Origin of the sequence: Flexithrix dorotheae DSM 6795, assembly GCF_000379765.1 — a bacterium.
GTDB classification, from domain to species: Bacteria; Bacteroidota; Bacteroidia; order Cytophagales; family Flammeovirgaceae; genus Flexithrix; species Flexithrix dorotheae.
In genome coordinates, this window is the sequence record NZ_KB903451.1 from 17,080 (window position 1) to 32,639 (window position 15,560).

General features: G+C 37.7%; 7 protein-coding genes. 1 reads left to right on the plus strand and 6 read right to left on the minus strand.

Features of this window, described 5'->3' with window-relative positions:
- Window positions 1-7: 7 nt before the first annotated feature.
- The 3 genes from A3EM_RS0121205 to A3EM_RS43210 form a co-directional block, all read right to left on the minus strand.
- Window positions 8-3,406: a SusC/RagA family TonB-linked outer membrane protein gene (locus tag A3EM_RS0121205; protein WP_020530257.1), complete on the minus strand. Its 3,399-nt coding sequence runs from the start codon at window positions 3,404-3,406 to the stop codon at window positions 8-10.
- Between the two features lie 218 nt (window positions 3,407-3,624).
- Window positions 3,625-4,638, minus strand: a complete 1,014-nt coding sequence (locus A3EM_RS0121210) for a FecR family protein (RefSeq protein ID WP_020530258.1) — start codon at window positions 4,636-4,638, stop codon at window positions 3,625-3,627.
- A 185-nt stretch (window positions 4,639-4,823) separates the two neighbouring features.
- Window positions 4,824-5,510, minus strand: a complete 687-nt coding sequence (locus tag A3EM_RS43210; protein WP_157638009.1) for an RNA polymerase sigma factor — start codon at window positions 5,508-5,510, stop codon at window positions 4,824-4,826.
- A gap of 757 nt (window positions 5,511-6,267) precedes the next feature.
- Here A3EM_RS43210 and A3EM_RS0121220 point away from each other — a divergent pair.
- The gene (locus tag A3EM_RS0121220; protein ID WP_020530260.1) at window positions 6,268-7,701 is read left to right on the plus strand and encodes an FAD-binding oxidoreductase; all 1,434 of its coding nucleotides are present in this window, start codon (window positions 6,268-6,270) and stop codon (window positions 7,699-7,701) included.
- A gap of 72 nt (window positions 7,702-7,773) precedes the next feature.
- Here the strand turns inward: A3EM_RS0121220 and A3EM_RS0121225 are convergent, their stop codons facing one another.
- The 3 genes from A3EM_RS0121225 to A3EM_RS43215 all read right to left on the minus strand — a co-directional run bounded on the left by A3EM_RS0121225 (window position 7,774) and on the right by A3EM_RS43215 (window position 15,545).
- Window positions 7,774-9,372, minus strand: a complete 1,599-nt coding sequence (locus A3EM_RS0121225; protein WP_026210477.1) for a sulfatase family protein — start codon at window positions 9,370-9,372, stop codon at window positions 7,774-7,776.
- 167 nt (window positions 9,373-9,539) lie between these two features.
- Window positions 9,540-11,066 (minus strand): alpha-L-fucosidase, encoded by a 1,527-nt coding sequence (locus A3EM_RS0121230; protein WP_020530262.1) that lies wholly within the window; start codon window positions 11,064-11,066, stop codon window positions 9,540-9,542.
- Between the two features lie 294 nt (window positions 11,067-11,360).
- A complete protein-coding gene (locus A3EM_RS43215; protein WP_020530264.1) occupies window positions 11,361-15,545 on the minus strand; it encodes a two-component regulator propeller domain-containing protein in 4,185 nt (1,394 codons plus the stop codon).
- Window positions 15,546-15,560 lie beyond the last annotated feature (15 nt).

Sequence of the window (15,560 nt, forward strand, 5' to 3'; positions counted from 1 at the left end):
AATTTTTTTAGAATGAAAGATTTAAGCCCATACTCATCACTCTCGCTTGAGGATAATAACTTCCCGCAGAATTAGTAGATTCCGGGTCATATACATCCAATCCATCCCAGGTAACCAGATTCAAGCCATTTGCATAAATCCTTAAATTTTCAATTCCTACTTTATTAATGATTTGAGCAGGGAAACTATAGCCGATTTCCATGTTCTTCAACCTTACATAATCAGTTGATCTTAAGAAATAATCATTTCCACCAGACCAGTATTGGTCTCCTCTATTATCTAATCTTGGATGAACAGTACTAGGATTATCTGGTGACCATCTGTTTTCATATCGTTCCACAGTATAGTTTCCAATTTCTCCAGATTCTGTTTTCACCCAAATCTGAGCACCTGCAGAACCCTGGAATAGGATAGAAAAGTCAAAGTTTTTCCAAGCCACACTTCCTGTGATACCTCCCTGAAAGGTAGGTACATTATTCTTATCTACTCTTACCCTGTCATCAGCATCAATGATTCCATTACCATCATAATCCACATACTTCATGTCACCAGGACGCAGGTTATTGGAAATTGCACTATAATCCAATGGCTCTGCATCAATTTCAGCCTGGTCTTTAAAAACACCATCATATTTGTAATATAAACCAGTATTTATCGGCCTGCCAGTGGATTGCTGCCACTCTGGAGCTCCGGGTGCTTCATCCCAGAAAAGGATTTTGTTTTTGGCATAACTTCCATTGGCACTGATGTTATACCTGAAATCTCCACTTTGTCTATTGAAACCAATAAGAAAATCAAATCCTTTGTTTTCCAGTTCACCAATATTTTCAGCAGGAAGGGTTAAACCTGTAGTCTGTGGCACAGAAGCATTTCTTAGCCATGGAATTTGAGTTCGTTTATTATTGAAATAATCCATTTCAAAATTGATCATTCCATCTAGAATTTCTCCTTCAATACCTATATTGGCATTTTTAGCTACCTCCCAGGTAATATTGTTATTAGGCACTCTGGTTTCAAAAAGTGTTTTGGTTACCTCATCGTTTAGGATATAACTATTAAAACCATAAGTGGCGAAATATTGATATTCCAGATAGTTACCACCATACCAGATCTGGTCGTTACCCATTTCCCCATAAGATCCTCTAAGCTTGAAGTAACTCATGAAGTTGATGTTATCCTTCCAAAAATTTTCTTCTGAAATGGTCCAACCTGCCAAAATTCCAGGGAAGAATCCATATCTGGTATCTTCAGGGAAGTTATACGAACCATCATATCTCCACATGAACTCAACCATGTATTTCTCTTTGTAGTTATAATTAACTCTACCGAAATAACTCATTCTGGCTCTTTCCCAGGCACTACCACTATTGTCTTTTTCTAAATCAGCACCAGCAAAAATCTGGTCAATAGCACCAGAAATATAGAATTTCCTAAAAGCTCCAAAACTGTTGTTATTGACAGTTTCTTTCTGTGCTCCGGCCATTATTCCTACATTATGGTCATTGAAAGACCTGTCGTAAGAGATGATTGACATGAGGTTGATATCCAGCTGCTCTTCGAACCCTTCATTCAACTGAGGTTGAAAGCCGGGGCCTCCACCTCTTATTCCTGGAACCAATAATGGTGTAGTGCCATCATCTTCATAGCTTGTTCCATCCCAGGTATACAGGTAAAATGGCGTATCCCATCTTTTGGTTTTTTTGATATACTTATCAGCCGCACCGGTAAGTTTGATATTTAAACCCTCAATGCCGGGAATTTTAAAATTTAAAGAACCATTGGATTGCATGTAATACCTGTCATCTTTATCATAACCAGTGGCATTGGTAGTAATTACTACCGGATTTTGTCCATTCTCAATATCGGGACCAGGTAAACCATTTGGCCAGTAAGCAGGATCACCAGGCTTACCTCTCATGAGCATCCTGAAGATTGCTCCGGCAGATTGAGTGGGGAAAAATCTTTTTTCGTATCTTCCAATAAATCCAAAATCTGCGCTGATGTATTCACTAAATTTAGTATCAAGGTTCAACCTGAAATCGTATTGCTTATATCCAGTAGCAGAGTTTTTATAATATCCATCCTGATTTTGGTAGCCCATAGAAGCCAAATATTTCACATCTTCTGTTCCACCGGTTACCTGTATATTATGCTTACTCATGGGTGACCAGTTTTTCATGGTTGCTCCATACCAATCGGTATTAGGGTGCCCCCATGGATCAGAACCATTTTGGTATAATTCTATGTCATTATGGGTGAAAGGTGCCCAACTTGGATCCTGCCCATTGGTATAGTTATTCCATTCTGTATTCCAGTCATTTTTGTTTACATTTTTGTAAAGGCCTAATTCATTTCTGGCAGTTGCATATTGAGTAGCATCCAATAAATCAGGGATTTTTGTAGGTTGCTGCCATCCCTGGTTAAAGGCATAGGAAAATTTTGGTTTTCCTGATGTTCCTCTTTTAGTAGTGATCAGTATTACACCATTGGCGGCTCGGGAACCGTAAATAGCAGCAGCAGCATCTTTCAACACCGAGATGCTTTCAATATCCTGAGGATTCAGACGATCGAGTCCACCAGCTCTGCCAGGAACTCCATCAATTACAACTAACGCATCAGTATTACCCAGGGTGTTTGTACCCCGAATTCTAATGGCTGACCCATCATAACCTGGCTCTCCACTTGCCTGGCTGGTAAACACACCAGGTAATCTACCTGCAAAAGCATTTGAAAGGTTAGTTGTTGGTACACTTTCAATCTCTTCACCCTTCACACTGGTCACAGAACCTGTAACGGTTTCTTTTTTCTGAGTGCCATATCCTACCACCACAACTTCTTCCAGTTGTTCTGAATCAGGATCAAGTTGAACATCAATAACAGACTGATTTCCAACTTCTATAGATTTGGTTTCAAAACCAATATAGCTATACTTGAGGGTAGCTCCTGATGGTACTTCAAGGGCATATTTTCCATCAAAATCAGTTGTAGTACCACTGGATGTTCCATCGATTATGATACTTACACCCGGCAATGGTTCTCCACTTTCCGCTTCGGTTACTGTACCGGAAACTCTGGTTTGAAAGACTTCAAATTCCGTGAATTCTTCTTCAATTTTAGGTCGGGAAGCTTTCCTTACTGTTTTTATATAAATATTATTGTTAATGCGTTTGAAGCCAAGGTTCATTTCTGTAGACAAAACTCCCAAAACTTCTGCAAGAGATTTTTGATTACAACTATAGGTTAACCTTTTTTCATCATCAAAATCCTGATGATTGTAGGTAAAATTAAATCCTGTTTTAGTATGAAGAACTGCAAAGACTTCCTCCAGGTGTTGTTCCTTAAAGTCAACACTCAACTTTAAATCGTATATACTTTTCTGCGACATCCCCACATTTGCCAGGAGCATGCTCGAAAAGAATACCTGTATGGTAAAGGCGTAAAAGATGTACTTCGACATAATAAAAAGTTGTCGTATAATTTTCAATTTCATATCTTTAAATGTTTGGTTAAAAAATTTGTTTGCCAAATGATTATTACTCCGTTTATACCGTGTTAAGCAATCCCCATTGTTTTCGGTATGCGGAGTAATTTTCTTTTTAACTTGAATTAAAATAATTCTTCATGCTACTTTAAAATTATGTTTCCACTTTTTTTATAAAAATTCTTACTTATCGTAAAGCCCAAACCATTGAGCACATTGTCCAGACTTTCATTTTCAAATACTCCCGAATAAATACCCTTTGGTTTTTTCTTTACTTCAAACTGTACCCCATACCATTCTTCCAGTTTGGTAATGGTTTCTGAAAAAGAAAGTTTATCAAACACCAAAATACCATCTTTCCAACCGGTAACCATCAGCGGGTCAAAATTTGACTTTTCTACCTTCCCTTTATTTAAATTCAATCTTTCACTAGGGAGTAATCTATAAGTGCCATTTTCTTCTGTAATCTCCACATTACCAGTTACCAAAGCCACATCTAAAACTCCGGAAGTTTTATTATAATTCACATTAAAAGTAGTTCCCAATACCCTGGTACTATAATCTCCGGTTTGTACAATAAAAGGTTTATCCGGCATTTTGACCACATCAAAAAACACTTCCCCCTTCAATACTTTTACCACTCTTTCCGATCCTGAAAAAAACCGGGGAAAAGACACTTCAGAATTTGCGTTTAACTTAATTTTACTTCCATCGGAAAGGGTGATGGAAAGTTTTTGACCTGATGCTGTACTCTTTGTTATATCCGGAATTTTCTGTGCAATTTTTACCTCTTCTTCCGGCTGATAATTTTGAATGGCTAAAAAAGAAATACCGGCTAAAACTAAAATGAGAATTGCAGCGGCAACTTTAGAGAAAGGATGGACTTTTTTGGCAGGAATATAATTTCTCTTTGGATTAGCTTTTTCCAAAATATTGGAAATCATTTTGTTTCTGGAACTTTCCTCCAGATGATATTCCTTTTCATAAGCCATTGTATTAATTAATTGGGCTGCTGTATGCAATTCCTCCCTCTTTTCAGGATGATTTGCTATCCAGTGCTTCCAAAACCGATCACTTTCCTCATCGGGAAACTTTACCCATTTAAGGAAAAATTCATCAGTTAAAAAATCTTCTATGGCGTAATCCTTATAATTCATTGTATAGTTTGAAAATAACCAATTTTCTTAATTGCACTTTTAGTTTTTTTGACGCTTGTACCTATATAGAGAAGGGGAAAATGACGATGCCCCCTTTTTTATTTACTTTCTGAAAAAAAATCTGACAACTCTATTTAACTGCATTCAAAAAAGATAGAGCCTATGCTTAATCTCTCTTTAATGGATTAAAAAAATAATATTACTGTGCTAAATAAAGTATTCAGTTTCGATTGCTTGCCAACAGAGAGTTTGAGTAGGGAAATCGCTTTGTAAACAATTTTACGAGCCGATTTCACCAATTTCAAATCCATAATATAGGCAACCTCCTCATAAGTAAAGCCTTCCAGATAATATAGCGTAATGGCTTCTCTTTGTTTCCTTGTTAGCTTTTTTAAGGCCGATTCAATTAAGGCCTTCCTTTCCCTGGTAATTTGATTTTCAATTATTTTGGCCTCCTGTGAAAGGATAATTCCAAAATCTTCCGGATGGGGTCCGCCTAATACCTGGAACCGGGATAGTTTTTTCTTCTTCCTGAAAATTTCCCGCTGAAGGGATTTGACCAGATAAGCTTTTCCGGAAACTACTGGTTTTATATTATTCTGGTATTTGATTAATTGAATGAAAACATCCTGGATACAATCCTTTACTAATTCAGGATCATTACATAAATGACATCCATAATTGAAAAGTGAATCCACATTTCTTTGATAAATAATATTTATGGCTTCCGCTTTTCCTTCAAAAAAAGCATCCCACAATTTTTTATCAGAAATAACCAGCTTTTCTCCCTCTGAGGGAGAAACTGACTTCTTAAACAAGGGTATTTCCTTGTTTTGTCCCTGTTCAATATCGATAGGATTATTTTTTTCCACTTTCATATACCAGCTTACTGCAGAAAAATTAATTTAGGTATTTGAATTTAAAATTCCTAAATTTTTTTTCTTTTAGGTCTTTAGCCTCTTAAAAAATAATATTTTTCTTTAAAAAAATATAAGAGGTTTACCTTGATAAAATCCAATTTAGAAAATCTCATTTTCACCTCTCTTAAGTAATTTAAAAACTTTTCCTTTTAGGGGACCCTAAAATCTGCTCAATAGGGAATTTTAGCATCTCTAAATATATAACAGGCCATACAATTTGATTTGAACAAATATTATTTTAAAATTTTGATAGTTTCATCAATTGAAATCCAGCTTTAAGAAACTAAACTTTATCTTGCTTTCTTTTATATATATTAGTAATATTGTTAGGGAATCATTTTACCTCAAAGGCAAAACTTTTTATTATCTTCCTCAATCAAAACAAATAACCTTCATTTTCAATTGGATATGATGCGCAAAACGGTCTGTTAAGATTACAACATCAATTAACTACGGTTACACTACAAAACAAAGTCGGAATTTTATACCAGAAATAAACCCAAGATAACAGTCTTATTGTGTCTTTATACCAAGGCACAATTGTTTTAGGCTTAATTAGTCTTAGGCTATTATATAATGAAACGGAATTTTTAATCGCATAAAAGCAATCCTGTTAGGATTTTGCATGCGGCTATCGATTACTTTCTTCCAGTCTTATACAATCCCATAAAAGTTAGTTCATTATTTTTCACCCATTAATTTCCAACTTATGAAAAGTACATTGTATGCCACTCCAAACCAATTAGGTTCAAGCATTGCCGAAGCGGATTTTCAAAATTTCCAAGCCATATTCAAAGGGGAAATAATTATTCAGGGACATGAAGAATACGAGTCTGTACGCCTGCTTTGGAATAAAATGATTGACAAAAGACCCGCCATTATTGCCCGGTGTTCCGGGGTTGCCGATGTGATTAATGCCATAAATTTTGCCCGTGATAACAACCTACAAGTTTCTGTAAGAGGAGGAGGACACAATGTAGCCGGAAATGCGGCTGAGGACAATGCCCTCATGATCGATTTATCCAAAATGAAAGCGGTAAACGTTAATCCACAACTGAAAACCTGCACCGTACAGGGAGGGGCCACCTGGCGGGATGTAGACCATGAAACACAGGCTTTTGGATTGGTTTGTCCGGGTGGTGTGGTCTCTGATACCGGTGTAGGCGGACTTACCCTTGGAGGAGGTTTAAGCTGGATAAGACGCAAAGTGGGAATGAGTATTGATAACCTGATTGGGGCAGAAATTGTCCTGGCCAATGGTAAATTTGTGCATGCCAGCGCCACTGAAAATAAAGACTTATTTTGGGCATTGAGAGGCGGAGGAGGCAATTTTGGTGTAGTGACTAGTTTTGAATTCAAGTTACTGGAACTGGGCCCTGAAGTATTTTTTATGGCCTGTATGTATCCCAAAAAGGAAGCCGACAAGGTTTTGAAATACTGGGTGGATTTTACCAGAAAAGCACCAAATGAAGTGACTTCTGACTGTATATTTTGGGCCGTTCCTGCCCATCCGAATTTCCCTGAGGAATTACACCATACCCCGGTGGTAGTCCTTGCAGGGATGTATGCCGGTAATCCAGAAAAAGGTGCTGAACTCATGCAGCCACTTCGGGAAATCACCACTCCAATTTTAGATATGAGTAATGTATATCCCTACAATGGCGTTCAGCAAATGTTTGATCCATTTTTACAAAAACAGGCTTTTAACAGCTATTGGAAATGTATTTACCTGGATGACCTTACCGACCACTTGCAGCTGAGGGTTGTTAAAAAAGGAAAGGAAATGCCTTCACCACACACCCTTATTTCCATCCGGAATTTACAGGGAGCAATCAGTAAAGTTTCCCCAGGTGCCACAGCCTTTGGTGATCGAAGCGCCCGCTTTTTATTAAGTATAGACAATATGTGGAAAGATTCCTCTGAGGATAAAAAAAATATCCAATGGACCCGGGATTTTTTTAATGAAATGGCTGGATTTTCAAAGGGAAAAGTCTATTTCAATTTTAATTTTGATATGGAAGGCCCTTCAGACATGATGAAAGACTCTTTTGGGGCCAACTATGAAAAGCTTGGAAAGATTAAGGGAAAGTATGATCCTGATAATTTTTTCCGGCTCAATGCCAATGTAAAACCATTGAAATAAGCTTAAAAATGACTTACAGGTACCTATTTAAAATACCTGTAAGTCATCAAAAACCCTGTTGTTTTTCAAGTTTTAATCATTCCAATGTTGGTCAATAACTTCTTGAATATGAGGGTAATCCTTATCTGTTTCGTTTAACTCTTCCCTTGTTGTTTTCAATTCAGTTTTGAGTTCGGCAATGATTTCTTTATAGGCCGGATCATTATACAAATTATGACTTTCCGATGGGTCTTCCTTCAAATTATAAAATTCCCATGCAGCCGGAGTCTGTTCCACTTTAAAAGAATTTTTCTTCCAGGTCATGGTGGGTTTACCCATATCATTCATATCATAAGGCAATCCATAATAAAAAATTAACTTGTAATCCTTTGTTCGGATGCCAAAATGAGCAGGAACATCGTGGTGGATCAGGTGCATCCAATAGCGATAATAAGTCCCTTTTCTCCATGTACCCATTTCTTCTCCTTTTAGGTCTTTCGCAAAGCTTTTTCCCTGCATATATTCTGGGGCTTGTCCTCCGGCCATTTCGATTAAGGTAGGGCCATAATCGGTATTATTAATCAATAAATCTGATTTTCGGCCTGCAGCAATAGCTTGTGGATAATGCACAATAAAAGGCATTCCCATGGATTCGTCATACATCCACCTTTTATCCATATAATCGTGCTCCCCCAGCATCATTCCCTGATCTCCGGTGTACACAATTATGGTATTTTCCCATAGGCCATTTTTCTTAAGGTAATCGAATAATCTCCCCAGGTTATCATCCACTCCTTTTACACACCTTAAATACCGTTTTAAATATTCCTGATAAGCCAGTGAAGTGGCTTCTTTCACCTCCATATTAGCCGTATCAATTTCATATTGTCCGGTATAACTCCGCACAGGATGCCTTGGAGACACAGAAGTACCAATTCTGTGAACAAGACTATCATTTTTCCCCCTGGTGCCCTCCGATCCAAATTCCGGCTGGTAATATAGATTTTCTGGTTCTGGTATCTGAGTATCTTCCAGATAATCTGTATATCTTGGGGCAAACTCAAAATCATCGTGGGGTGCCTTGTAATGATGCATCAGGAAAAATGGCTGATCTTTATCTCTTTTTTCCAACCAATCCAGGGTAAGGTCGGTGATGACATCTGAGGAATGGCCTTCATGGGTAACCAGATTATCCGGCCAGGTGCCTTTCCCCTTTTCCCTAAACTCGGGATCAAAGTATTTTCCCTGCACAGGTAAAACTTTGTAGTAATCAAATGCCGCTGGCTCTCTTTTTAAATGCCACTTACCAATGATAGCCGTTTGATAACCCATTTTTTTCATTTCTATAGGAAGAAATTGTCTTTCTCCCGGCAATGGATTATCCAATACTTTTATCCCGTTCGTCTGGCTATATTGACCTGTGAGAATATTGGCCCGGCTGGGTGTACAAATAGAATTGGTACAAAAGGCATTGGTATAAACTATTCCTTCACTGGCCAGCTTATCCAAAACGGGGGTAGGATTAAGGTTTGCCAAGCGACTTCCATACACACCAAAAGCTTGTTTGGTATGGTCATCCGACATGATAAATATGATATTCGGCTTTTTGGCTTCTTCTGCTTTTTTATCGCATGAAGTGATGCCTATGGAAAGCAGGAATAAAATAATCAGCTTCAATTCGTTAGTTTTCATTTTCTTATTTTTTGGATTAATAATCCTGTGACAGCGTTTCGGGTGTTCAAATCCCGAAAAACATACTTTATAATATTTAAACGATTTACTATGTTCCCGAAAACAGTTTTGAGACGGTCCAGAAGAAATGGTCCAGACATTTGCCTGGACCATTTAAAGACTTCCAATTATTTAAATTCTATTTTGAATACGCAGGCATATTTTCCCTCCTGATTTGCAGGCATTGCCAAATCCAGGCCTTCTTTTGTCTGTTCAAAACCAACTTTTTCCTTACTGCCCAGCATACTCACTTTTTTGATTTTCTTTTTTGCGTGAGGAGCACCTTTTGCCAAAGATTTAATACTAACTTTCTCTCCTTCAGGCCAGTCCATACAAATGGCATATAAAGCTCCATCCTTGGTGGTAAACCTAAAATCTTCTGAAGTTAAATCCTTGTTTTTTCCTTCGGTATGGTGTCCTGTGGCTACTTCAGTAGGTCCTTCACCAAAAATTTCCCATGGCCTTGTTTCATAAATAGCTTCACCGTTAATTTTCAGCCAGTCACCAATTTCCTTCAATACCATCTTCTGATTTTCTGGAATAGTACCATCAGCCTTTGGTCCAACATTTAACAACAAACAGCCATTCTTGCTCACAATATCAATCAGGTCATCAATAAGGGTATTTGGTTCCTTGGAAATCCAGTTGGTAACATAACCCCAGGAATTTTTTCCAATAGAAGTATCCGTCTGCCAGGGTTCATCTCTGATATCTGCCATTTTTCCCCTTTCCAGGTCCAACACGTTAGTGCCTTCAGGATATGAAGGATAGTTGAAATTTTTGGTCTGTAAAACCACTTCTTTATCCCATTCAATCCCTTTGTTGTAATAATATGCAGCCAATTTTGGATGATAAGGTGCAAATTCTTCCCGATCGATAAAGAAATCGAACCAAAGAATATCAGGTTGGTAATTGTCAATAATATCCTGAGTTCGGTCCCACCATTTTTTCATGAAAGTTTCATCCACCTTGGCAAGTGGATCTCTTGGTTCATTGTATAAATCATAATTCGCTGGATCCATGTTATCAAACCCTTCCTGATGATTGAAGTAGGTCCAGTTGAAAGCATAATGAGAAGAAGCACCAATTTTCATCCCTTTATTTCTGGCCACCTTGGTTAATTCCCCAAGAATATCGCGCTTAGGCCCCATATTTACCGAATTCCATCGCGTGTGTTTGGAATTGTACATGGCAAAGCTATCATGGTGTTCAGCCACTGGCACTACATATTTGGCCCCGGATTCCTGAAACAGGTCAATCCATTCCTCTGCATTAAAATTTTCACCTTTAAACATCGGGATAAAGTCTTTGTAACCAAACTCATCCAGATTTCCCCACTTTTCCAAATGGTATTTGTAAACCTCTGAAGGTTCTTCAGAAGTCACTTTTCCCTGAGCCGTCCACACTTTTTCATTCATATACATCAATCTGGGGTACCACTCCGACCTATAAGCCGGAACACTGTATGCGCCCCAGTGAATAAATATGCCCAGTTTGGCATCCTTAAACCATTCCGGACATTCGTATTTTTGAAGAGATTCCCAGTTTTCTTCATATTTTTCTACTGGCTTTTTGTCCTCTTTTTTATCATTCAGAACAAAAGCACCAAAAACAAAAACTGAAGTGGTAAGTAAAAGAAATAAGATTTTTTTCATCAGATTAATAATTTGTAAAACAGCTGCTGCAAACGGACAATATTGAATGAACTAAATTCCCCATATGGTATTGAAAAATTTTAAGCAACCGCTTGTTTCATTATCATATTTAATTTTAAGATTAATTACTTGAAGGAGGAAAATCAGTTGAAATGACTTTCCAAAAACCATTTTCAAAAGTCTGTGTTTTCACCAAAACTTCTGGTAACAAATGATTTTATCACTAGAATAAATGTTTTTTTAATCGGAAATTAACTTAAAATCAGCCTCATTTTGACCTTTAGGCATGGTTTTTCATTTTTTTTGATTGGAGGCCAGGTTTTTTCTTGGATATTCACTTGGCAAAACCCCAAATTGCCTTTTAAAGCATTTGGTAAAATAAGAAGGCGTATTAAATCCGGTCTGGTAAATAATTTCTTTCACAGACAGGTCCGTATTTTCCAGCAACTGGGCTGCTCTTTTCAGCCGCACTGTTCGGATAAATTCACTTGAAGATAAATCCGTAAGTGCTTTTATTTTCAGGTAAAAATGGCTTCGGCTCACTCCCATTTCATAGATGAGGGTTTCCACATTAAACTCAAAATCTGTCATGTGGGCTTCTACAATATCCACTGCCTTCTGGAGAAAAACTTCATCACTTCTGGTAGCCGTTACTTCGGCCGGTTCCATGATTACTTCCTTCCTGAATCGCTTTTTCAATTCCTCCCTGGCGCTTAGCAGATTTTTCACCTTTAGGCTTAAGGCTTCCATATTGAATGGCTTGGTAATATAGGCATCCGCTCTTGTTTTTAAGCCTTCAATTTCCGATTCTTCTCCGGATTTGGCCGTCAATAAAATGATGGGAATATGGCTTGTCTTTTCATTGGTTTTGAGTTGATGGCAAAGTTCAAATCCATCCATCTGAGGCATCATGATGTCACTAATAATCAGGTCTGGTTTCATTGCCAGTGTTTTTTCCAAACCTTCTTTACCATCCTCAGCTTGAATAACTTCATAATTATCCTTAAGGCTTTCCTGCATAAAATCGCGAATTTCTCTATGGTCATCCACCACCAATACCACTGGGTGGGTTTTATCCAGTTCCTTATTATCTTCAGGCTCTTTTACATAAAAATCAGCCTCAAGTAATTCTACCAGCTGAGCCGGCTGAGGCACTTCATTTTGCACACCATTAAGTGTTTTTTTCTCTGATGAAACAACCTCTTTTTCCATCATTAAGGGAATGGAAATGGTAAATTCAGCACCCTTTCCTTTCTCACTTTTCACCTCAATTGTTCCGTTAAGCAATTCCACCAGATTTCGGGTAAATGCCAAACCAATTCCGGAACCTTCATTTTTCACTCTCTCCTTGTAATCTGCCTGATAAAACCTTTCGAAAATATGGGAAATCTTTGACTGGGAAATCCCAACGCCATTATCCTGAACACGGATTTTTACCAATCGTTTTTTATTGTTTTTCTCAGGGTTTTCTATGCTTACATCCACTACAATCTGTCCTCCTTCCGGGGTAAACTTAAAGGCATTTGACAGTACATTATAAATAATTTTTTCCAGCTTATCCCGGTCGAATTTACTCCAAAATACTTCCTCCAGTATATTCACCCGGTAATCAATTTGCTTTTTATCGGCCAACAATTCAAATGGCTCAGTGACTTCCTGCATAAAATGCACAAAATCCCCTTCTTCCTCTCTAACCTGCATTCTCCCCTGTTCCATTTTTTGGAAATCAATTAACTGATTAACCAACCTCAATAAGAACCTGGCATTCCGTTGCATCAAACCAAACTGGCGTTTTTTCTCCATAGGACTACTTTCTTCATCCGATTTCAGTAGTTTTTCCAGGGGACCTAAAATTAAAGTAAGAGGAGTTCTGAATTCATGGGAGATATTGGTGAAAAACTTTAATTTCATTTGGTGCATGGCTTCTTCTTTTTCCTTATTCAGATGCTCCAACACAAGGTCATGCTTTTCTCTAATGCCAATCAAAGTATATTTTCTAAAGGCCCAAAGCAGGAAAATGGTGATTAACACATATACAAAATAAGCCCATCCGGTTCTCCAGAAAGGAGGATTTATCGTGATATTTAAAGAAGCGGGATTTTCCGACCAGATACCATCATTATTGCTTGCCCTTACCAAAAACTCGTATTTCCCGGGGGGCACATTGGTATAAGTTGCAAAACGTTTTTCAGAATTTGTTTTAATCCAGCTATTATCAAAGCCTTCCAGTTTATATTCATACTGATTTTTAGAAGGAGCAGAAAAATGCAGAGCTGCAAATTCCAGGGAAAAACTATTATTAATATAATCCAGATCGATGTTCTCGGTATGTACAATACTTTTATCCAGAATTGTTTTCCCATTTATTTTTTCCCCTACATTTACAGACTGGTTATAAAATAAAAAATCGGTTATAACTACCTGTGGTTTATAAATATTATCCTTTATTTCTTCAGGATAAAAGGCATTAAATCCGTTGACCCCTCCAAAAATCATTTCCCCATCCTTCCTTTTAACGGCAGCAAGCTCACTGAATTCGTTACTTTGCAAACCATCACTTTGATCATAATTTTTAAAGGTTTCGGTATCCGGGTTAAATTTAGATAATCCTTTATTGGTCCCAAGCCAAAGATTCCCTTCCTCATCCTCCAAAATACTTTTAATCACATTATTGGGTAAGCCCTCTGCCTCTCCATAATGCACAAAAGAATCCCCCGATTTTCCTTTCAGTTTATTTAATCCACCACCAAAAGTACCAATCCATAAATCACCTTTTTTACTTTCATGCATTGCCAGAATATAATTATGGCTCAATGAAGTAGAATCTCCCTTTCGGTTAAAAAATTTTCTGAAATTAGGTTTGGCTTTTGTCTTTTCTGTTTGGGTAAGCATATTTAGACCATTACCCGTACCTATCCATATATTCCCATCAGAATCCTCCAGAATACTTCGAATAATATTATTGGATAAAGCCTGGTGATTGGAAGGATCATATTGGAAATTGGTAATCTCGATTTCTTTATGGCTATCCGGATCTTCAGTTCTGCGGAAAATTCCCTGATTATAAGTTCCAATCCATAAAATCCCTGATTGATCTTTGGAAAGGGAAAAAACTGATCCGCTATTCAGGTTTTGTGTATAGAAGGTAATATTTCCTTTTAATGGTTCTTTTAAGTGAATTTTTCCTAATCCTGTTGATTGCTGAGCGCCCACCCAGATAAAAGAATCACTACTTGTTTGGTTTTCACCCTCACAAATGGTAAAAACCCTTTGCGGTTCGGGCAAATAATCAAAATTACCATTGTAGTTATTTCCAAAACTTTCAGGTAAATAGCTGATTCCCCCTCCTTCTGTTCCTATCCATAAATTTCCAGAATGGTCTTCAAACAAGGCCCTAATCTTATTATAACTCAAACTACCACTTTCAGGTCCTTTTTTGATGTGTCTGAATTGTTTTTGGCCAGGATCAAAAATATTTACCCCTCCTCCGTTTGTCCCTATCCAGATCATTCCTGTCCTGTCTCTATACAAGGATACCACCACATTTTTGCTCAGGCTTTGCGCATTCATCAAATCATTTTGGAAAAGCCTGACATCCATGAATTGATTGTTACTATCCTTTTCTATCCAATAAATACCTCTATTTGAACCCGCCCAAACTTTCCCGTTTTCATCAATTTCCAGTGCTAAAACCGATTTATCAATTAATTGCAAAGGGCTTTCATTACTGTCTGGCTGATAAAAAAAACAGGCTTCTGTGGTCCCCACAAAATAATTTCCCAACAAATCTTCCCTTATGGCCCTGACTCCGGAATCGAAAACAGGATCAGAAATTTTTTCCACCAGGTTCCTTTCAGAATCTGTCAGTTTAAATAATCCATTGGAACCGCCTATCCATATAACACCTTTGCTGTCCTCATAAATACAATCTATTCCTCTGTCATTTGGGTTCTCTCCGGGTAAGGATATCCTCTCCACCATATATTCATTTGTGGTACCTGGAACACTTTTAATTTTATTCAGACCATGGCTGGTTCCTACCCAAACCAAACCTTTGCTATCTCCATAAATGCTCAGAATATAATTTCCCCAAAGGCTTTTTTCATTCCCCGGTTCATTTTTAAATTTCCTGAATGTTTCATTTCTGGAATCAAAAAGGTTGACACCATTGCCGGTTGTACCAATCCATACATTGCCTGCGGTATCTCCGGAAATGGCAAAAATCAAATTGCTGTTGATACTGGTAGAATCATTCTTTTTCGGTTTGAACAAGGAGAATTTGTAACCATCATATTTGTTCAATCCGTCATGCGTGCCGAACCACATGAAACCCTGCCTGTCCTGAAAAATAGCATTGACATCATTTTGGGAAAGCCCTTCTTCTGTGGTAAGGTGCCTGAATTCCAGCTGGTTATGTTGAGCACATAACCAAAATGGAATAAGTAACTTGAATAATATAATCAGACCAGTCTTTTTCATCTTCACTTCACTAAG

Bases quoted from the DNA above. Each gene is read 5' to 3' on its own strand.
- A3EM_RS0121205 (WP_020530257.1), bottom strand. From the start codon at position 3,406: ATGCTCCTGGCAAATGTGGGGATGTCGCAGAAAAGTATATACGATTTA.
- A3EM_RS0121210 (WP_020530258.1), bottom strand. From the start codon at position 4,638: ATGAATTATAAGGATTACGCCATAGAAGATTTTTTAACTGATGAATTT.
- A3EM_RS0121220 (WP_020530260.1), top strand. From the start codon at position 6,268: ATGAAAAGTACATTGTATGCCACTCCAAACCAATTAGGTTCAAGCATT.
- A3EM_RS0121225 (WP_026210477.1), bottom strand. From the start codon at position 9,372: ATGAAAACTAACGAATTGAAGCTGATTATTTTATTCCTGCTTTCCATA.
- A3EM_RS0121230 (WP_020530262.1), bottom strand. From the start codon at position 11,066: ATGAAAAAAATCTTATTTCTTTTACTTACCACTTCAGTTTTTGTTTTT.
- A3EM_RS43215 (WP_020530264.1), bottom strand. From the start codon at position 15,545: ATGAAAAAGACTGGTCTGATTATATTATTCAAGTTACTTATTCCATTT.